Source organism: Haloarcula sp. CBA1129 (assembly GCF_008729015.1).
In the GTDB taxonomy this organism is placed as follows: domain Archaea; phylum Halobacteriota; class Halobacteria; order Halobacteriales; family Haloarculaceae; genus Haloarcula.
Map to the genome: position 1 here is coordinate 3,057,708 of NZ_RKSM01000001.1, position 18,524 is coordinate 3,076,231.

The window sequence follows — 18,524 nt, forward strand, 5'->3', positions numbered from 1 at the left end:
TTCCGTGTATGTTCGACGAGATTATGCAGAAATTCGAGGACTCTCCCGGCCAGCAGGACGTCATCCGCCTGCTGCTGGAACGAGGGTTCTCTGTCAACGAGGACGGCCGTGTCGTCTCGGGCGGCATCGAGATTCCGAACACGGGCATCGCCCGCGAGGCCGGCGTCGACCGCCGCGTCGTCAACGCCACCACCGACGCCATCCTCGACGACGATGACCTGCGGCGCATCTTCCGCAACATCTCCTCCGTCCCGAGCCTCCTCGACCTCGCCCCGGTGCTCGACCTGCACGCGGTGACCGTCACCGTCCGCGCCGCCGACGAGTCCGGCATCGTTTCGACTGTCACCTCGGCTATCGCCGACCGCGACATCTCGATTCGGCAGGTCCTGAGCGAAGACCCCGAGTTCACCGACGAACCGAAGCTGTACGTCATCACCGACGAGGAACTCCCCGGCGACCTCATCAACGAAATCCGCCGTCTGGCGTTCGTCCGGACCATCGAACTGGCGTAGCGCCGGCCGATTTTTGACGGTCCCGGCCCACAGTCCGGTATGAACCCGCGAACGCTCGTCCGACTCGAAGGCGCGCTCGTCGGTGCCGGGGCGACCGCGCTGTACGTCCTGCAGGGGCGGTCGCTCCTCCTCTTTCTCGCCCTGATTTTGCTCCCAGACACCTCGATGGCGGGCTATCTCCACAGCACACGCGTTGGAGCGGCCAGCTACAACGCGGTCCACACGTACCTCGGATCGGGGTTGCTGGCCGTCGCAGGCATCGTCGCCGCGGTAGACGTTGCTATCGGCGCGGCGCTCGTCTGGACCGTCCATATCGGGGCGGACCGCCTGTTCGGCTTCGGGCTGAAATACGCCGACCGCGAGTTCGGCGACACGCACGTCCAGCGGCTCTGACCATGCCGGCAACGCTCACCGTCGAGACACCTGCGGGCGAAACTCACGAACTCACGGCCGAACCCGGGGCCGTCCTCCGAGACGTGTTGCTCGATGCCGGACTCTCGCCACACGGCCGCTACGCGAAGCGGGTCAACTGCGGCGGCCGTGGCATCTGTGCCACCTGCGGCGTGCGCCTCGCCGAATCGCCCGACCCCGACCACTGGCACGACGACCTCGCCGACCGCTTTGGCTACCCCCGACTCTCCTGTCAGCTCCGGGTTCGGGACGGAATGGCGGTCAAACTGCTGGACAAACGGGTCTGGGGGTCGCGACAGTCCGGCGACGGCTCGGACTGACTCGGTGGCTGCCAGCCACAGGAGCGCGAACGACAAACGCTATTCCGCGGCCGGGCGTACCCCGGCCTGTGACGGAGAGTTATCGGACCGTTCCGGACCGCGGCGAGGCGCGCTTCGAGGTACGAGGCTCGGAGTTCATCGGCCACGTCGCGCCGGCGACAACTGTCGAAGACGCCGAGGCGTTCGTCGACGCCGTCAGCGAGGAGTACGCCGACGCGACCCACAACGTCCCCGCCTACCGCGTCAGGTCCGACCCCTTTCGAGAGTATGCCAGCGACGACGGGGAGCCAAGCGGCAGCGCCGGCGACCCCGCGCTGAACGTCCTCCAACAACGCGATATTGAGAACGTCGTCGCCGTCGTCACACGCTACTACGGCGGGACGAACCTCGGTGTGGGCGGTCTCGCAAGTGCCTACTCCAGAGCGATAAAGGAGGGCGTGGACGACGCCGGTGTCGTCGAGGAAGTACCTCACGAGCAGTTCACGGTAACCGTCGCCTACGATGACTCCGGCAGCGTTCGGAGCCTGCTCGAATCGGCAGGTGTCGAGTTCGAGGCCGACTACGAGGCCGAAGTCGTGTTCGATGTTCGGGTGCCCACGGCTGACGGGAGTGGCCTGCGGGACCGGATTCGAAGTGCGACTAGCGGGCGGGCGGCTATCGAACTGGAGTGAGCGACGCTACTCGTATATCGGCAGCCGCGCCGACCGTGCCGACCCGTCGATGAAGGGTAAATCGACCTGCTGTGCGCTGACCGGTTTGCCGTCGACGCGGATCGTCAGCGCTGCTTCGGGCCGTTCCCAACTGAGGGTGGCTAGCGCGATAGGGGCTTCCCGCATCGGGCTCTGAGTGGCCCGGGTAACGTCGCCGACGTGCTCGTCGCCGGCGAACACTGCCGCACCGGGTTCCGGACACTCCTCGACGGCGAGGCCGACCAGTCGCTGGGTCGGGTGGCCGCGGTTCTCGATTCGGGAGACGACTTCTTGGCCGACGTAACACCCCTTCTCGAAGTCCAGCGCGTTGCGGAGGCCCAGATCGTTCGGGAGCGCGCCTTCGATTTCGCTGTCGAACAGTGGTGTCCCGGCCTCCAGCGTCAGCGTCTCCCAAGTCTGGTAGCCGAAGGGAACGGCGTTGAGCCCGCGGTTGACCAGCGTATCGAACACGGGTTCGGCGTCGTCGGCGCTACACACCACGTCGTAGCTCTCCTCGCCGCCGAGATTGTCCGTCCGGATGACGGAGACGCCGGCGTCACCGAGTTCGCCCCGCTCGAAGGTGAGCGGCGCTGGCGGGGTCCCGGTCTGGTGGAGGACACTGGCGATTTTCTCGGTCGCTTTCGGTCCGTGGACGCCGAAGACGGCGAAGTCGTCAGTCGCCACCTCGAACGCCACGTCCTGAATGAAGGTCTTATCAGACCACTCCGAAGCGAGGTCCTCGGCTTTCTGGGGCGGCGTGAACACGAGCAGGCGCTCGCCGGCGTTGTACACGTACATGTCCGTGTCGACGCGGCCGTCGGGGTCGAGCAGGAGCGCGTAACAGCCAGCGCCGTCTTCCGCGGGCACATGGTTCGAGACAGCGTTGTCGACGTAGTCGACGCGGTCCTCGCCGGTGACGACGATCACGCCGTAGCCGTATTCCATCGCTCCGACGACGTTCCGAACCGCGCGGTGGGTCCGCTCCGGTCGCCCGTAGTTGTCGACGACGCGTCGACCGCCGACCTCCCTGAACGTCGCTCCGTGGGCCTCGTGAACGGACTCGAGAACAGTCATTGCACGGGTATGCGGCCTTCGTGGGGAAAAACGTCCCGTTACCACCGTCGGTGTGTGAGAGCGGCACTACGAGCAGTGTAGGCTGGACGGCCCAACCGGCCTGCGTGCCAAACCAGTGGGCGGAAATCAACACCGGGGCAGGTATCACCTACGGCCGTCTGGATTGCTGTGAATTGACGAGCCGCTCAACTTCGGCCGGTTCAAGCGGCGTCAACGGCCCTGACAGTGTCCGAGCGAGCGCTGCTGCCGCGACACCATGGAGCAGCGCTTCGTCCGTGTCAGCGCCGGCAGCGAGTTGCTGGAGCGTCGCGCCGATGAAAGCCTCATGTTGCCCCGATTCGTCGACTGCGGTCGTCTCAATGGCGTCCTGCTCGTGAATGACGCCGTCGTGGTAGGCCACCGCGCCGTACTCGCTTCGTGTGAGAATCACGCGGGTGAGATCGTACTCCGTTGCGAGCGTGTGCACGACTTCGCGCGGACTCCCTGTCGTGTCAAACACCGCGGACACCTGCTCTTCGGCGGCAAAGAGGGTATCGACGGCTGGTAGCAGGTCTGCAAGTGCATCGTGTGCGTCGCCGGCGTCCCACAGCCCGGGGTGGAAATCGAGGTCGAACGCCCGGGTTCCTGCGGCCGCTCTGAGCAACGCCCCCGTCGTGTCGGCGGCTGTCTCAGAGAGTGAGAGGGTTGCGCCCGAAGTGAACACCACGTCCGCGTTCTGTATCTCACCCATCGGCAACTCGCCGGGCGTCAGCGTCGCCATCGCGGTGTTGCCACGGTCCTGTAGCAGCCGTTCGGCGCGAGGTGGGTCGGCGTCTTCGTGGAAGGTGAGCCCCTGCCGGCCGGTGTCCGGGTCGGTCCAGACGACGTCGGTCTCTAGACCGAACTCGTGGAGTTCCGCGACGACGCGCCGCCCGAGCGGCGTGTCCGGGACCTTCGAGAGCCACCGTGCGTCAGCACCGAGTCGGCCGGCTGTCGCCGCAACGCCGCTCGCGGTCCCGTCGACGCGAATCGATGCCTCGCGGGCCGTCTCGAACCGCTGGCCGTCGGGCGGTGCAAATCTGAGGGCGGTCTCGCCGAACGTTACAAGTGACATACCGCGTGCATCGGGAGACGGAGGTTTAGTTCAATCGGCTGTATCGGCTGGTGTGTCGGTGGCCGGGCACGCCCTCGCTATCGCCGCCGACCGCCGTGGCCGGGATAGTCCCGCTCGAACCGGTCTTCGAGTTCCTGCCGGTCGATGTGAATGATTGTCGGCCGCCCGTGGGGACACGCGTAGGGGTTCTCACAGGCATCCAGCGCGGCGAGTAGCTCCCGGACGGAACCCTCGGTCAGCGACGTGTTCCCGGTCACCGAGGGATAACACGCCAGATCGCCGAGCAGTTCGTCGGCCGCCGCTTCGACCGTTGCCGCCGCCTCGTCGTCGCCGGCGACGAACGCGCCCAGCACGTCCCTCACGATATCCGGGCCGGCCACGTCGGCGATGACGCCCGGGAGAGTGCGCACCTCGACGCTTCGCTCACCTGTGCGAGCCGTATGGAACCCCAGACTCGCCAGTGCGTCGCTACGTCGGTCGAACACTTCGGCCTCGCGGGCAGTCAGTTCCAGTTCGACAGGGTCGGCGAGTGCCTGCGTCGTGGTTTCGCCCTCGAACTTGGCCTTGAGCCGCTCGTAGTTGACCCGCTCGTCCGCCGCGTGCTGGTCGACGAGCACGAGGCCGTCGTCCGTCTCCGCGACGACGTAGGTGTCGGCTAACTGCCCGAGAATCCGCATCGAGGGCAGCGACTCGTGGGTCGCTTCGGGTTCGTCGCCGAGGCGTGCCTGCTCCTGCCCGCCGGTGAATTTCCGCCCCTCGCTCTCCGTGGCTGGCCGCGTCGTGGACGTTTCGGGGTCGCTATCTCCACTCGAAACACTACCCCCTGTCTGGCCCCTCTCGGATTCGCCCGATGCGTCGCTCGTCGTCTCGGTTTCAGGGGACCACTTCTCATCGCCTGCTTGACCTGATTGGGCCGTGTCGGATGACTGGCCATCTGTTGTCTCCGCCCGGGTCCGGTCCGGTCGGTCTGTAGAGACGGTATCTGGTTCCTGTGCCGTTACATCAGCTCTGCTCTCCGTGTCGGTGGTCTCCGTCTGTTCTGACGGTGTTGTATCGTCTCCGTCGTCCCGACTGGACCGTTCGCGTTCGCTGTCGCCCGCTCCGGCTGATTCCGGCGTTATCTCGGTCTGCTCGGGAGCCGACCGGCCACGCGGAGCTGTCGAGCGCAACAGTCCCTCACGCAACAGCGCGTCCTCGACGGCGGTCCGGACCTGCTCTCGAACCCCCTCGTCGTCGGCGAAGCGGACCTCTAACTTCCGGGGGTGGACGTTCACGTCCACGTCGCCCGCGGGCACGTCCAGAAAGAGGACGGCGAAGGGGTAACGGTCCGGCGCTATCTGGGTGCCATAGGCGTCGACGACGGCGTCGCGGACGGTCCCAGCCCGGACGTAGCGGCCGTTGACGTACGTCGAGAGATACTCGCGGCCGGCACGGTTCGTCTCAGGGTGAGAGACGAGGCCGTGAACGCCGTCGAGTGGCCCGTCGGGGAAACTGGTGTCGTCTTCATCCCCGTTCGCCCCCGAACCCGCCCCGACTGAAATCATCGATTCGGCGACCTCCCGACCGTAGACGGACATCACCGCCTCGCGCAGGTCGCCTCGGCCAGTCGTCGAGAACGTCTCGCGGTCGCCGTGGGTCAGCGAGACTGCGACGTCCGGGTTCGCCAGCGCGTAACTGGCGACGACGGTGTTGACGTGTGCGAACTCCGTCGACTCCTGTTTGAGGTACTTCCGTCGGGCCGGGACGTTGTAGAAGAGGTCCTCGACCGCTATCGTCGTTCCCTCCGGACAGCCGGCGGGGCCGACCGACGTGACCTCACCCCCTTCCAGCACTAATTCCGCCCCCGCGTCGCCGCCGCGGGGTCTGGTTCGAATCGTCAGCCGCGAGACTGCCCCGATTGCGTGCAGGGCCTCGCCGCGGAACCCGAGCGTCCCGACGCCGCCCTCCAGATCCGCGATGTCGCGGATTTTCGACGTCGTGTGTTTCTCGACGGCCGTCTCGACGGCCTCGCGGTCCATCCCGATGCCGTCGTCCGTGACGCGAATCCCGTCAGTCCCTCCGGCCTCCACGACGACCTCGACCCGATTCGCGTCGGCGTCGATGGCGTTCTCGACCAGTTCCTTGACGACGGAGGCCGGTCGCTCGACCACCTCGCCGGCCGCGATGCGTTCGACGGTCCGGTCGTCGAGTCGCTGGATGTCGGTCATACGTGCCTCCGCATGTGAGTACCACCGGCTAACGGGCGAAGCGACTTGATACTGTCTGCCCTCGCCGCGCCTATCAGTAGAATCATGAAAATAGTTAACACAGCCCAGTACTGACCCTCGCATGGTGACGACCCATGTGCCACCACAGAGAACGTTCTTGGACCGAAGCGACGGCAGACGACGAGGCAACTGACGGGGACGAGGAGGAACTGCCATCCTTCCTCAACGACGAGGTGACCGAAACCGAGGTGCTGACCGACGGCGGCGACGAGGCGTAGCAGCGGGCACCCCCGGTAGCGGTGTTGGCAAACCAGCTATTTTGTTGTGTGTGTGTGAGTACCGCAAACCCGATAGCTAAAGTACACTCGCCGTCAGTCGTCAGTATCCTGTGGATCTCGACATGGAACAATACGACCAACTCTACCGTCTGTATAAAAGCGTAGACACGACGACGCTGCGCGGATATCAGGAGTTCGTCGACCTGTTTCCCCCGCTCAGCTCGACCGTTGCGCTGGAACAGTGGGAAACCGCCAGCGACCGACTCGATGACCTCAAAGCCGACATCACAGCGGAATTCTCCGGGACCGGCGAGACCTACGCAGAAATCGCGGCCCGGCTGACCCGCGACGAGGCCTTCACCGCGCTCGACCTCTATTCGAAGTACGACCGGTCGGTGAACGTGCTCGTGCTGGACGTCGACGAGACGCTCCGCTCGGCCGGCGACACCGACAACGAAATCCCCCGGGATACGCTGTATCTCCTGACGCAGTTCCACGAAGCGGGCGTCCCCATCGTCGTCTGTACCGGCCAGACCTTGGAGAACGTCAAGGGGTTCATGATTCAGGGCCTTGGCAACGACCTCGTTTCCTCCGGACAGATGAGCATTGTCTATGAGTCCGGTAACGGCGTGTTCACCCCCAAGCACGGCGAAGACACCAAGCGACTCCTCTACGAGCGCCTCGACGACGCGGTCGTGGACGTGTTCGAGACCGTCCGCCGTCGAGTCCTCTCGGAGGCCCCAGACGCCGTGGGTAAGCGCTGTCATCTTCAGGGCAACGAGTTCAACGTCACGCTGAAGCCCAACGCCGAGGTCGGGAGCGACAACGCCGTCGAAATCATCGACGAGTCGCTGCGCTACCTCTGTGGCCTCGTCGGCGACGCTATCGCCACACAAGTTGACGCCGCGGTCGACGACCCCGCAGGCTACGCGCGGGCCTACTTCAGCCGCGACCCGGAGATTCTCGACGTGTTGGAGTCGGGCGGCCTGTCGACCGACGCCGACATCGACGACGCGCCCGAGGCCTTCCGTGCTATCCTCGAACGCGTCGATCTGGGCTATTACGAGGGCGATGCGGCCGAACTCGTGAGCCTCGAACTGGACAAATCCGCCGGCGTCGAGGAGGCCTTCGACGTGCTCGGCATCGACGACCCGTTCGCGCTCGTGATGGGTGATAGCAAGAGCGACCTGCGGGTGATGCGCTGGGTCGACGAGCACGACGCCGGCATCGCCGCTGCCCCCGCACACTCCTCACCGGACGTGCTCGACCACGTCAGTTCGAAGGATGACCTAGTGTACGAGGCCGGCGACGCCAGCACGGTGCTGCGGACGATCTACGGTATCAGCCTCGTCGAGCAACTGGACGAGCGGGGCGAGTGAGCGACCGTTCCGCGTCGTTTTTTGCTCTCCATGTACTGGTTCGGTTGTCTCTCCACCCAACAGTTAGGCGTCCGCTGACCGAACGACGACCATGAGTCTTGATACCGTGTTCGGGCAGGTACCGGACCCGCAGTCGTACTCTTTCCCGGACTACTCGCTCCCGCAGGGCGACCCGGTCAAACCCATTGCGCTGACCGACGACGAGCTGACGGCGCTGCTCGACCTGTACGATGCGTTCAGTGCTGTAGACCCGACTGGGATGGATTCGAACCCGTTCCTCCGGGCGACCAGCGAGTTCCTCCAGCAGACGCTCGGTGCGCCGCTCACTCGTCCCGACGAGGAACTGAACGACGACATCGCCGCCCTGCTCAACGACTTTTCCGACGACTTGGGCGGGCAGCCGATGGGCGTCGTCGACGCGACGCCGGCCCACCACCGGACGCTGTACTTCTTTCTGACCAGTTGCAAGGCGTACCACATGGCCCCGCATCTGCAGTTCGACCCCGACCCGGCCGCCGTCGAGACGCTGTATGCGGTGTACGAACGCGTCACCGAGCAGGCGTTCTATCTCAAGCGGCCGAAAAGCGTGCTCGAGTGACGACCGGCGGCCGCTCCGGTCCGTTTATCGGGGAGCGAAGTAAACTGCCGCCAATGACAGCTGACCAGCCCGAGATCCCGGTCGTCTGCGAGGAGTGCGGGACGCGAACATCGGTCGCATTTGACGACGTCGAGGACGCCGTCGCGCGCCACAACGAGCAACTCCACGACGGCGAGCCGGTCGCCGAGGTCGACCCCGATGTACTGGAGGAACTCGCCGACCGGCTCGCGAAGGATATCGGCCTGTTGGAGTAGTCAGTCGTCCAGCGGGAGCCGCTCGTAGGCCTCGCGGTCAGCGCTGGCGGCGAGCGTGCGCGGCCGCAGCCGACAGACGTTCTTCACGGTACGCGGACCGAGCACGCGGGGCGAGACGAAACGCGGTCGCCCCGCCTCGGTTCCGGGGCCGTCGCCCAGCGCGAGTACTGCGCCGTTGAGATCGGCGAGCGGGATACACGCTAGGTCGCCGTTCGCCGATTCGAACTGGACATGGGTCGTGTCGCCGGGCATCGCCGCCGCTTCCAGCAGGTCGAACACGGCGACGCCGGTGTATTCGCGTTCAATCCGGTCGCCCGAGGCACACTCGAACGCGACCGGCCCGCGGACGACATCGAAGGGGAGCGTTTCGGGTGCCACGTCCCAAGGAAGCACTAGCGGGTCAGCCCCGTCGATGCGGACCGTCGGGCGTCTCTCTGGCGTCTGGGCCATGAGCTACCCTTTCGGCCTGTGGACCTTCAGCAGTTCGGGACGGCCATGATTTGCCATCCCGATCTAACTCTTATTCCCGCGAGTGGAGCGAGTACGCGATAAAGAGAACGCCGACGAACTGGAACGCGCGGGTGACGAGCGTGAGCGGCTGCTGGAACTGGCTGGAAAGCAGCCCCTGACGCAGGAGGACTGAGCCGGTGAACGCCACGACGAAAGCCACCGCAGTGAGACAGAACAGCCCGACCGAGAGATACTGCATCGCGCGGCTGTTGTGCCGTCGATACCCCCGGTAGGCCTGATAGCCGACGTACCCACCCAGTACTGTCGAGCCAAACGCCAGAGCGGTAATGAGCCAGTTCGTGAGCGTTTCGATGGCGACCATGTCAGAGATTCTCCCACATCTTTGTGAATCGGTCCGCGGTGTCCTGTTCGTCCTGTCCCGGGAACGCCGGCGGCTCAGCCCGCTCGATTTCGGTCTCGAAATCGCCGTCGGCAAGCGCCAGCGAGAACTCCGACAGCGTGGCAGCGAACACGCTGTAGTCGTTGCCGCCCGTCTCTATCTGGGTCTGTTCCTCGATGAGGCCGTACTCCTGAAGCCACTCGACCCGTCTGTACACGGTCGGTTGTGACATCTCACACTGGTCGGCGAGCTGTTTCGCGGACATGGGTTTGACACTCGTTGCTGCGAGGATGTCCCGGGCGTACTCGTCACTGAGCAGGTCGAGGATGTCGCCCACGGCCGGGTCCTCACTCACGTACTGGCCCAACGTCCCGTCCCTGAATAAAAGGTCCTGTCAGTTTCCGAGTCAGAAGTCACCCGCGTCAGAGAAGGGCACAGCGTCAGCGGAGACCGGCGCGGTCAGGGCGTCGCCTTCGGGCGAAGGTGGGGCGAGGGAGGGGACCAGTTTACGGACGGCCTGACCCACAGCACCCCCAGGGTGGCAGTTCTGGGGGACCCCAGGGCAGTGTGGTGGACAGACAGCGGCCATCGCCGGAGGGCGTTGGTGGCACGGTTGTTGTCAGGGCCGCTGCACTCGAATTGAGGTGGCGTTCCATAATATAACGTGCAGTCGAACTTCTGGCCCAGAAAACGGCGGCTTGATATGCCAGCGGGGGTGTTCACTCGCCGCTGGGACAGCCGATTGACTGGCCGACCGTGATGAGTCGGTCCGCGGACACGCCCTCACCGCGAATCGTGTATCGGTACCGCTCACAGCTCCACGAAACTGAGGTCGTCAGCCCGTAGCTGACCTGTACCGGTTGCCCGTCGATTGTCGCCGTCTGGCTGGTGCTCTCCCCCACACTCGGCCGGTCGTACTTGGCAACGGTGATCAGACTGGTTCGGTTCATATAACGGAGGCCGACGCTGTGGACTCGTCCCCGTGTCTGGGTCGCATAGGTCAGTTCGTACCCCGGTGGAATGTCGGGTTCTGGGACCTGTACCTCGGTGTCGGCTTCGAGTGCACCGACTGACTCGTAGGTCTGTCTCTCGGGCGTCTCCGGGACGGTGACGGTAGTGCCGTCTGGGAAGTCGGGGGTAAACACGTCATCGGACACACCGGTATCGTAGGTGACGTTTGTGTGCGTCGTCGTCACGACTGTTCGCTCACCGTCGGCCGTCCACGCAGTGCGTTTTTTCACCGGAAAGAACTGCTCTGTGTCTACCCAGATCGTCTGCTCGTAGGCCGCTGTGTCGTCTTTCGGTGCCACGTGGATGACGTACGCCTCACGCCCGTCGATTGCTTCAGTACCGCGGTAGCTGACGGTCATTGAGCCAGCAGACACGGTTGGCCGTTGCTCGCCGCGGGGAACGACGGGCAACGGCTCAACCGACGGCGAGTCGGTTGTCGTATCGGCCGCTGTAGACATGTTGAGATTCGCAAACAGACGCTGCAGCCGCTCGCCCTGCTCTGAATCGGTTCTGCTGAGAGTGATGCGTGTGGCGTTCTCGCGGCGCTGGTCGTACAGCCACAGCATCGACCCGTTCGACACCCGGCGGTCGTATCGCTCGACGGTGCTGTTGACGACTGCCAGCCGTTTCTTCTGGGTCCCCGGCTGGAGCGCGGCGGCGTAGGTCGTTTGGCTTGCAACCGTCCCGTTCCGGGTAATCGTCGTCGTCTGTGTCGCGTTCACGCCGTCTATCGACTCGTAGCGTTGTTGCACGTCCGCGTCGATCCGGGGCTGATCTGCGGTTCCGGCGCTCGCGAACGCAAGTGACCATATCGCAATCGCCAGCACACCGACGACGACTACCGTCGCGATGGTGAGCACCAGTCGTTCCGATGTGAGGTGTCGAGTGACCATTTGTGGGGTACAGGGCGGGGACTGCCTGACGCTGTGCGGTCAGTCCGAATGACAGCGTTACGTATCACATTACCGGCATCATAAGTAAAAGCATCTGTCTACCTCGGTCAGTAGTCGCCGAGGACGCCGAGCCGTCTGGCCCGCCGCGTCGTGTACTGGAACACGACGTATCCTAGCAGTACGTAGCCGGCTGGGACACCGACGAGGAGGCTCAGGTCGACGGCGGAGAACTGCCACAGCCGGGTCCCGTCGACCATTGCCCGCTGCAGCAGTGCGCTCCCGTGAGCCAGTGGCAGGACCCGCGTCCAGCCGAGTTCGAACACGGGCGCGGAGATGAGGATAATGAACCCGAACTGAAGTAGATTGAGCCAGTTCCCGATGCGCTTGTACAGCACCGCGACGCCGCCGGCAGCGAAGCCCAGACCCAGCACCGACGCGATGGTCAGCGACGCGACGACGACGACCGTAAGCACGTTCAACTGGAGCGTCGTCCCGGTGATCGCAAGCATCACCGCAAGCACTACTGTCGAGGTGATGAACGTCCGGACGACTTTCGCGACGCCTTTGCAGAACGCGACCGGCGCGAAGCCAAACGGCGTCATGACGTGCCGTTCGAGCGTCCCCCACTGGGCCTCGCTGCCGATGTCGTTCGAGATGGACTGATACGCGCCGACAGAGAGGGACCACAGGAAGTAACCGACGATGATGCCCTCGATGGAGTCTGTTATCGCCTGCCCGGCGAGCATTCGGCCGCCGTAAAACAGCAGGCCGAAGAAGAACACCGAGATGACGATACCGCCGACCGCGTTGGCCGGATAGCGGACGAAGATGAGGTACTCGCGGTACAGCACCGCCCGCGCGAGGTCGAGATAGCCGGCCTGCATGGCGGCATCGACGGCCGGAGTCTCGCTGCCGTCACTGCCGCTCGCGTGCGTGTCAGTACTCGCCGTCATCGACTCGACTCCTGGCCTGTCATGGTCCGTGACCCGTGATCTCGACGAACACGTCCTCTAAATCCGGTTCGACCGTGCCGACGCCGGTCAGCGTCACGTCGTGGTCCCGACACAGGGCCAGCAGGCGGTAGAACCCGTCGCTGTCGGTCGCTACCTCGACGCGCCGGCCCCGCTCGACGCTCGTCACGTCGACCACCTCGAAGCGCTCCCGGATGGTCCCCAGCAGGTCGTCGGAGATGTCGGGACTAGTGACGGCGAAGGCGTTCGCGGTGAACTGGTCGAGTACGGCCGGGACGCTGTCGTCTGCGATGATCTCTCCCTCGTTCATGATGATGACCCGGTCACAGACGTCCTCGATGACATCCATATCGTGGCTGCTGACGACGGCCGTGAGGTCGCGCTCGTCGACGATACGGCGCAGTTCCCGTCGCAACGTCAGCGAGCTTTCCACGTCCAGTCCCAGCGTCGGCTCGTCGAGAAACACCAGATCGGACTCGCTTGCCAGCACGCTCGCCAGCGACACCTTCTGTTTCATTCCCCGAGAGAGGTCCCGAACCGGTTCGTCGGCCTTCTCTAGGAGATCGAGTTTCGCCAGTAGCCGCTCGTGTCGGTCGGCGACAGCATCCGGCTTGACGCCCTTGATGGTCGAGAAATAGCGCAGGTTCTCCCGAACGGTCAGCCGCCAGTAGTCGTTTCGCGCGCCTTCGAGCATCCCGTCGACGTGGCGGTAGGCTGCCCGCGGGTTCTCGTTCATATCGATACCCTGAACGTGAATCTTCCCGGAATCAGGCAACACCAGCCCGAGAATCGATTTTATCGTCGTCGTCTTGCCCGCCCCGTTGGGGCCCAGCAGGCCGACGACCGTGCCCTGCTCGATGCGAAACGACACGTCGTCGACGGCCGTCACCGCGTCCGCGCCGCTCCCGAACTGCTTTGACAACCCCTCGACGGCGAGTGCGGGCGTCGCTTCGGCCCGCGGCGCAGCCGACTGGTCGGTGACTCGCGAGCCCCGCCGGGGCGGGCGCTGGGATGACATTACCCATATTGAGGGCTTCAGACCCAAAAGGCCAGTCACGTCCCGCGTGAGTCTGCCGTCGGCGTCGCTGTTCCGTACCCGGCGTCTCCGCTGCCTGTTCAGTCGGGGTCGAGACCCGTCACCTCGAACCGCGCACCGCCGTCGTCACTTTCTGTCACTGTGACCGTCCACCCGTGGACCTCGGCGATCCGCTGGACGATTTTGAGCCCGAACCCGGTCCCGTCCTCGCCGGTCGAGTACCCCCCTTCAAACACCTGTTCACGGGCGTCCACTGGAATACCCGGCCCGTTGTCGGCGACGTAGAAGCCGTGCCGATCCGCGTCTTCGACTGTCCCGACTCGCACAGTCACGTGCTCCCCGTCGTGGTCCGCGGCGCAGTCGGCCGGTGTCTGAGTGCTCGCGGCCCCGTGTTCGACACTGTTCCGCAGGAGGTTCGATAACAGCCGGCGGAGTTTCGCCGTATCAGCCCGAATCTGACGGTCGGCCTCGACAATGAGTGTCGCTTGGTCCCCCTCCACGGTCTGCCAGCACTCTTCGACGAGACTCGCAAGCGTGACGTATTCGAGGTCGGTCGCCGTTTCGCCGGCGCGTGCAAACGTCAGGAGGTCCTCTATCAGCGCTCGCATCCGCTCGTGAGCACGCGACACCTTGTCGAGCGCATCGCTATCACAGTCTGCTCTGGCCAGTTCCAGATTCCCTTCTGCGACTGTCAGCGGGTTTCGGAGGTCGTGGCTGACGATGCTGGTGAACTCGTCGAGGCGCTCGTTTTTCTGTTCCAGCCGCTGTTCGTATGCCCTGCGCTGGGAGATGTCTCGTCCGATACCCACGGTTCCCGCTATCGCTCCGTCAGCGTCTGTCAGCCGGGTGCCAGCAAATTCGTATGGGATCCGCTCTCCGTCGGCAGTCAGAATCTCGGCTTCGACAGTCACCCGGTCAGTGGTTCGCACCTTGTCTATTGCCGCTTCGATTGCCTCGTACTCGTCATCGGGAAAGAAGTCCGAGATTGCCATCTCGTCGATTTCGTCGTCGCTATATCCCGTGACTTCGGGGATGCGCTCGTTCCACCGCCGAAGGCCACCGTCCGTGTCGATGACGTAGAACAGGTCGCCGAGGGTATCGAGCGCTTGGTCGATGAACTCACGTTCCTCGCGGAGCTGGCGGTCGCGGTCGAGACGGTTAAGCGCCGCCGTCGCGTGGACCGAGAGCGTCTGTGCGAGCGTGGCGTCCGTGTCGTCGAACGCACCGACCTCACACGAGCCAATGAGAAGGACGCCGTGGTCTCCGAGCGGAAGGATGAGCTCGCTACGGATGTCCGTCTCCGGATTGTACCGATCCGGGTTCGACGTGATATCGTCGTGAATCCGTGTTTGGCCGGTTTCGAAGGCCTGCCACGCGAGCCCGTCCCCCGGCCTGAATACCGGCGGCGTCCCGATGAGTTCCTCGACCTGCTCGGTCCATGCGACCGGATGCAGGCCGTCACCGTCGGCGAAGTGGACCGCGTTGGCCGGCATATTGAGGATGGTACGGGCAGTGTCTACTGTGATCTGCGCAACCGCATCCGCAGTCGTGGCTCGCATGAACGCTCTGGCGGTGGAGTGAAGCTCCTCGATAGCGCGCTCGCGCCGCGTGATCTGTGCGTGTTCGATGTCCTCCGCTGTCCGTTCGACAGCGTCGACGACGGTGTGTGCGAGTCGGGCGTACGGCTCGGCGCCGCCGTCGGCCCGGAGATACTCGGTCACCCCGGCGGAAATCGCGTCGCTGGCGGCTGCCTCGCTCCCCTCGCTGGTGAACAGCACGAACGGTAGGTCCGGCGCTCGCTTCCGGACCGCATCGAGGAACTCGACGCCAGTCTGCTCCGGCAGGTCGTAGCCAGCGATCACGCAGTCGAACGCTTCAGCGTCGAGCCGCTCGATGCCGTCAGCAGCGTTCGTCGCTGTCTCGACCGTGATGCCACAGTGCTCCTGTTCCAGAGCGTTTGTGGCCGCTTCGATGACAGCCGGATCGTCGTCGACGTGGAGGACACGGATCCGGTCGGGCATTGCCGTCTAGCAGTGACAACGCGTGTATACCTTTTTGGTCGCGAGTATCTATATTGAGAATCGGGCGACAGCCGCTACTCGTCGTCCAGTTCGGCCTGCCACTCCTGTACCTTTGCCATCAGCTCTACCGGCGGCGTCTCGTTGACGTCCAGTTCCGTCAGCTCCGAGAGGACGGCCTCGGTTTCCGGGTCGAGCGATGCCGTGGGTTCGTCCGTGGCGCTCCCGGTTCCGGGCGCGTGCTTCGGATGACCGTCGGTCGCCACTGGCTCAGCAGTCGAGCCGGCCGATGCGCCTTCTGACTGGGACGCGCCGTCCCTGAACTGTCCTGAATCGAGGTCGAAGACGGCCTGTGTCGTCCCACCGCCGTCCCCCTCGCTACCCCGAATCTCGATGGCCTTGTCGTCGCGCAGGCGGTCGAGGACATCTTGTGACCGGTCGACGACCGGTTCGGGGACGCCGGCGAGGTCGGCAACGTGGACGCCGTAGGAGCGGTCGGTCGGACCGTCCCGGACCGTTCGGAGGAACGTCACGTCGCTGTCTCCCTCCGCTGACCGCGGCTCGCCGTCGACCGCGACGTGGACGTTCTCGACGGTCGGCAGTTCCTCGCCCAGCGCCGTCAGTTCGTGGTAGTGCGTCGCAAACAGCGTCTTCGACTGGATCGAGTTGACGATGTACTCCGTCGCCGCCCATGCGATTGAAATGCCGTCGAAAGTAGCCGTCCCGCGACCCACTTCGTCCAGTATCACGAGTGATTCTTCGGTGGCCGAGTGGAGGATGTTCGACAGCTCCTGCATCTCGACCATGAACGTCGAGCGGCCCTGTGCGAGCTCGTCCAGCGCGCCGACACGAGTGAAGATGCCGTCGACCATGCCGACCGTCGCCGACCGTGCCGGCACGAAACTCCCTACCTGAGCAAGGAGCGTGATGAGCGCGGCCTGACGCATATACGTCGACTTTCCGCTCATGTTGGGGCCGGTGACGATGAGGAACTGCCGGTCGTCGTCCATGTAGAGGTCGTTCGGGACGAACTCCGTGGTCTGCTCGACGACCGGGTGGCGGCCGGCCTCGATGGAGAGTTCGTTGCCCTCAGTGACCGCCGGCCGCGTCCAGTCGTTTTCGACGGCATGGACCGCAAGCGATGCGAACGCGTCCAGTTCCGCCAGTGCCCGCCCCACGTCCTGTAGCAACGTTGCACGCTCGGAAACCCGCTCTCGGAGCGCCTGAAAGCGCTCGTACTCCATGTCGTGGCGGCGCTCCTCTAAGCGCAACACGTCCCGCTCCTTCTCGTCGAGTTCGGGCGTCGTGTAGCGTTTGGAGTTCTTGAGCGTCTTGATATGCTGGTACTTCTCGGGGACGGCGTCGGTCTCGCTCTTGCCGACTTGGATGTAGTAGCCGTCGGTCTTGTTCCGGTCGACGGAGAGGTGGGTGATGCCGGTCCGCTCCTTTTCCCGGTCCGGGAGCGTCTCTAGCCACTCCAGCGCCGACTCGTGCTCTCCGATTATCTCGTCGAGTTCGTCGTCGTACCCTCGCTTGAACAGCCCGCCCTGTCGGACCGTCCCCGGTGGGTCTTCGACGAGGGCATCGTCGAGTTCCGCGGCCAGCGTGTCGGCCGCTTCGCGGTCGGCCCCGTCAAGGGCATCGGCAAGCGGCGACTCGGCCAGCCGCTCGGTCTCGGTGACGGCGTCGGCGACCTGCCCGAGCAATGCCAGCGTCTCCTGAACCGCCCGCAGGTCCCGCGCGTCGGCGCTCCCCGACGTAGCCCGGGCGGCCAGCCGTTCGAGGTCGTAGGCGTCCGACAGCGTCTCTCGTATCCGCTCGCGGGCCATCGCTGACTCCCCCAGCGCCGCCACGCAGGACTGCCGCCGCGTGAGTTCCGTCCGGTTTCGCCGGGGTCGCTGGAGCCACTGTTGCAGGAGCCGGCCGCCGGCAGCGGTAACGGTGTGATCGATGGTGTCGAACAGCGACCCCGAACTGTCGCCCTGCATCGTCTCGGTGAGTTCGAGATTGCGCTGGGTGGTCGCGTCGAGGTCGACGTGGTCGCGCTCGCCGTACGCCTGCAGACGCGTGACCGCCGCGAGCGTCCCGACGCCGGTGTCCTCGACGTATGATAATACTGCGCCGGCAGCCCGAACTGCCACGTCCTGCTCGCCGATACCGACGCTATCGACCGTCTCGTCACCGAACTGCTCGCGAACGGTGTGGCGCGCCCGGCCCGGCTCGAACGACGCTGAATCGTGCAGCGTCAGCGCCGCGTCGGTCCGCTCGCGCAGGCGGTCGAGAAACGCATCGTCGTTCCGGAGCTCGGGGCCGGGCAGAATCTCCGCCGGTGCGAACGTGTACAGCTCCGTCAGGGCCTCGCCCGCGTCGGCGTCATCCAGTTGCGTGACCTGAAACTGGCCCGTGGTCACGTCCGTCGCGGCGATGCCGTAGGTGTCGCCGCCGTCCCGACGCGCCTCCCGGACGACTGCGGCGAGGTATTGTGCCGACTCGTCGCCGGTCTCCAGATGTGTCCCGGGCGTGACGACCCGCGTTATCTCGCGGGCGTGGCCGTTCTCGGTCTCGTGCTGGTCGGCGATGGCGACCCGGAAGCCCCGCTCGACCAGCGCGGAGACGTACGGCGTCAGGTCGTCGACCGGCACCCCCGCCATCGGGTACGACGAGCCGTGGGAGGATTTCTGACTCACCTTCAGGTCGAGTTCGTCGGCGACGATCTCGGCGTCCTCGTCGAAAAACTCGTAGAAGTCGCCACACTGCATCGCCAGCAGGTCCGCGTCGGTCCCCTCTTTGAGCGTGAGGAACTCCCCGACGATTCCCGTCGCCTCTGTCATACACGTCCGTGTGGCCGTCCGCGGCGTAAGGATTGCGGGTCTGGCGTGGGCCGAGAATCGAGTGACCGGTGTCCCTAACGGCGGGAAAACCCCGTCTGT

The 18,524-nt window shown here is 65.0% G+C and carries 19 protein-coding genes; 8 read left to right on the plus strand and 11 right to left on the minus strand.

Annotated features, from left to right (window positions below):
• The first annotated feature begins 8 nt into the window (after positions 1–8).
• From Har1129_RS15455 to Har1129_RS15470, 4 genes are all read left to right on the plus strand, one after another.
• Complete coding sequence (locus Har1129_RS15455) at positions 9–512, plus strand: ACT domain-containing protein (protein WP_137683421.1); 504 nt, start codon at positions 9–11, stop codon at positions 510–512.
• Positions 513–551: 39 nt separating this feature from the next.
• Positions 552–905 carry a DUF4260 family protein gene (locus Har1129_RS15460; RefSeq protein ID WP_151101545.1) on the plus strand — a complete coding sequence of 118 codons (354 nt, stop codon included), beginning with the start codon at positions 552–554 and terminating at the stop codon, positions 903–905.
• A gap of 2 nt (positions 906–907) precedes the next feature.
• Complete coding sequence (locus tag Har1129_RS15465; RefSeq protein ID WP_151101547.1) at positions 908–1,243, plus strand: 2Fe-2S iron-sulfur cluster-binding protein; 336 nt, start codon at positions 908–910, stop codon at positions 1,241–1,243.
• Between the two features lie 68 nt (positions 1,244–1,311).
• Complete coding sequence (locus Har1129_RS15470; protein ID WP_151101549.1) at positions 1,312–1,914, plus strand: YigZ family protein; 603 nt, start codon at positions 1,312–1,314, stop codon at positions 1,912–1,914.
• Between the two features lie 6 nt (positions 1,915–1,920).
• On the opposite strand, the gene Har1129_RS15475 is transcribed toward Har1129_RS15470, so the two are convergent.
• The 3 genes from Har1129_RS15475 to mutL all read right to left on the minus strand — a co-directional run bounded on the left by Har1129_RS15475 (position 1,921) and on the right by mutL (position 6,306).
• On the minus strand, positions 1,921–3,006 hold the full coding sequence (locus Har1129_RS15475) for an aminomethyltransferase family protein (RefSeq protein ID WP_151101550.1): 1,086 nt from the start codon (positions 3,004–3,006) through the stop codon (positions 1,921–1,923).
• Between the two features lie 148 nt (positions 3,007–3,154).
• Positions 3,155–4,099, minus strand: coding sequence for a sugar kinase (locus Har1129_RS15480; protein WP_151101552.1), 945 nt, complete (start codon positions 4,097–4,099; stop codon positions 3,155–3,157).
• A gap of 77 nt (positions 4,100–4,176) precedes the next feature.
• Positions 4,177–6,306 carry a DNA mismatch repair endonuclease MutL gene (gene mutL / locus Har1129_RS15485; protein ID WP_151101554.1) on the minus strand — a complete coding sequence of 710 codons (2,130 nt, stop codon included), beginning with the start codon at positions 6,304–6,306 and terminating at the stop codon, positions 4,177–4,179.
• A gap of 134 nt (positions 6,307–6,440) precedes the next feature.
• Between mutL and Har1129_RS20720 the strand changes: the two genes are divergently transcribed.
• From Har1129_RS20720 to Har1129_RS15500, 4 genes are all read left to right on the plus strand, one after another.
• Entirely contained in the window at positions 6,441–6,584 is a 144-nt protein-coding gene (locus Har1129_RS20720; protein WP_191906091.1) for a hypothetical protein, read from the plus strand.
• A gap of 110 nt (positions 6,585–6,694) precedes the next feature.
• Positions 6,695–7,963, plus strand: a complete 1,269-nt coding sequence (locus tag Har1129_RS15490; RefSeq protein WP_151101556.1) for an HAD family hydrolase — start codon at positions 6,695–6,697, stop codon at positions 7,961–7,963.
• A 91-nt stretch (positions 7,964–8,054) separates the two neighbouring features.
• Positions 8,055–8,561: a hypothetical protein gene (locus Har1129_RS15495; protein ID WP_151101564.1), complete on the plus strand. Its 507-nt coding sequence runs from the start codon at positions 8,055–8,057 to the stop codon at positions 8,559–8,561.
• 53 nt (positions 8,562–8,614) lie between these two features.
• Positions 8,615–8,815 (plus strand): hypothetical protein, encoded by a 201-nt coding sequence (locus Har1129_RS15500; RefSeq protein WP_151101566.1) that lies wholly within the window; start codon positions 8,615–8,617, stop codon positions 8,813–8,815.
• Here Har1129_RS15500 and Har1129_RS15505 read toward each other — a convergent pair whose 3' ends face one another.
• The 8 genes from Har1129_RS15505 to mutS all read right to left on the minus strand — a co-directional run bounded on the left by Har1129_RS15505 (position 8,816) and on the right by mutS (position 18,425).
• The gene (locus Har1129_RS15505; RefSeq protein ID WP_151101568.1) at positions 8,816–9,265 is read right to left on the minus strand and encodes a hypothetical protein; all 450 of its coding nucleotides are present in this window, start codon (positions 9,263–9,265) and stop codon (positions 8,816–8,818) included.
• A 70-nt stretch (positions 9,266–9,335) separates the two neighbouring features.
• Positions 9,336–9,647 (minus strand): hypothetical protein, encoded by a 312-nt coding sequence (locus Har1129_RS15510; RefSeq protein WP_151101570.1) that lies wholly within the window; start codon positions 9,645–9,647, stop codon positions 9,336–9,338.
• Position 9,648: 1 nt separating this feature from the next.
• Entirely contained in the window at positions 9,649–10,020 is a 372-nt protein-coding gene (locus Har1129_RS15515; protein ID WP_049909028.1) for a helix-turn-helix domain-containing protein, read from the minus strand.
• A gap of 364 nt (positions 10,021–10,384) precedes the next feature.
• Positions 10,385–11,569 (minus strand): outer membrane lipoprotein carrier protein LolA, encoded by a 1,185-nt coding sequence (locus Har1129_RS15520; RefSeq protein WP_151101574.1) that lies wholly within the window; start codon positions 11,567–11,569, stop codon positions 10,385–10,387.
• Between the two features lie 107 nt (positions 11,570–11,676).
• Positions 11,677–12,522 carry an ABC transporter permease gene (locus Har1129_RS15525; protein ID WP_151101575.1) on the minus strand — a complete coding sequence of 282 codons (846 nt, stop codon included), beginning with the start codon at positions 12,520–12,522 and terminating at the stop codon, positions 11,677–11,679.
• Positions 12,523–12,541: 19 nt separating this feature from the next.
• Complete coding sequence (locus Har1129_RS15530) at positions 12,542–13,558, minus strand: ABC transporter ATP-binding protein (protein ID WP_151101576.1); 1,017 nt, start codon at positions 13,556–13,558, stop codon at positions 12,542–12,544.
• A gap of 98 nt (positions 13,559–13,656) precedes the next feature.
• Positions 13,657–15,597, minus strand: a complete 1,941-nt coding sequence (locus Har1129_RS15535; protein ID WP_151101578.1) for an ATP-binding protein — start codon at positions 15,595–15,597, stop codon at positions 13,657–13,659.
• Between the two features lie 74 nt (positions 15,598–15,671).
• Positions 15,672–18,425: a DNA mismatch repair protein MutS gene (mutS, locus tag Har1129_RS15540; RefSeq protein ID WP_151101580.1), complete on the minus strand. Its 2,754-nt coding sequence runs from the start codon at positions 18,423–18,425 to the stop codon at positions 15,672–15,674.
• Between the last annotated feature and the right edge of the window lie 99 nt (positions 18,426–18,524).

Coding starts and splice junctions, on each gene's coding strand:
- Har1129_RS15460 (WP_151101545.1), top strand. CDS start 552: ATGAACCCGCGAACGCTCGTCCGACTCGAAGGCGCGCTCGTCGGTGCC.
- Har1129_RS15500 (WP_151101566.1), top strand. CDS start 8,615: ATGACAGCTGACCAGCCCGAGATCCCGGTCGTCTGCGAGGAGTGCGGG.
- Har1129_RS15525 (WP_151101575.1), bottom strand. CDS start 12,522: ATGACGGCGAGTACTGACACGCACGCGAGCGGCAGTGACGGCAGCGAG.
- Har1129_RS15455 (WP_137683421.1), top strand. CDS start 9: ATGTTCGACGAGATTATGCAGAAATTCGAGGACTCTCCCGGCCAGCAG.
- Har1129_RS15475 (WP_151101550.1), bottom strand. CDS start 3,006: ATGACTGTTCTCGAGTCCGTTCACGAGGCCCACGGAGCGACGTTCAGG.
- Har1129_RS15495 (WP_151101564.1), top strand. CDS start 8,055: ATGAGTCTTGATACCGTGTTCGGGCAGGTACCGGACCCGCAGTCGTAC.
- Har1129_RS15505 (WP_151101568.1), bottom strand. CDS start 9,265: ATGGCCCAGACGCCAGAGAGACGCCCGACGGTCCGCATCGACGGGGCT.
- Har1129_RS15520 (WP_151101574.1), bottom strand. CDS start 11,569: ATGGTCACTCGACACCTCACATCGGAACGACTGGTGCTCACCATCGCG.
- Har1129_RS15465 (WP_151101547.1), top strand. CDS start 908: ATGCCGGCAACGCTCACCGTCGAGACACCTGCGGGCGAAACTCACGAA.
- Har1129_RS15480 (WP_151101552.1), bottom strand. CDS start 4,099: ATGTCACTTGTAACGTTCGGCGAGACCGCCCTCAGATTTGCACCGCCC.
- Har1129_RS15530 (WP_151101576.1), bottom strand. CDS start 13,558: ATGTCATCCCAGCGCCCGCCCCGGCGGGGCTCGCGAGTCACCGACCAG.
- Har1129_RS15510 (WP_151101570.1), bottom strand. CDS start 9,647: ATGGTCGCCATCGAAACGCTCACGAACTGGCTCATTACCGCTCTGGCG.
- mutL (WP_151101554.1), bottom strand. CDS start 6,306: ATGACCGACATCCAGCGACTCGACGACCGGACCGTCGAACGCATCGCG.
- mutS (WP_151101580.1), bottom strand. CDS start 18,425: ATGACAGAGGCGACGGGAATCGTCGGGGAGTTCCTCACGCTCAAAGAG.
- Har1129_RS20720 (WP_191906091.1), top strand. CDS start 6,441: ATGTGCCACCACAGAGAACGTTCTTGGACCGAAGCGACGGCAGACGAC.
- Har1129_RS15535 (WP_151101578.1), bottom strand. CDS start 15,597: ATGCCCGACCGGATCCGTGTCCTCCACGTCGACGACGATCCGGCTGTC.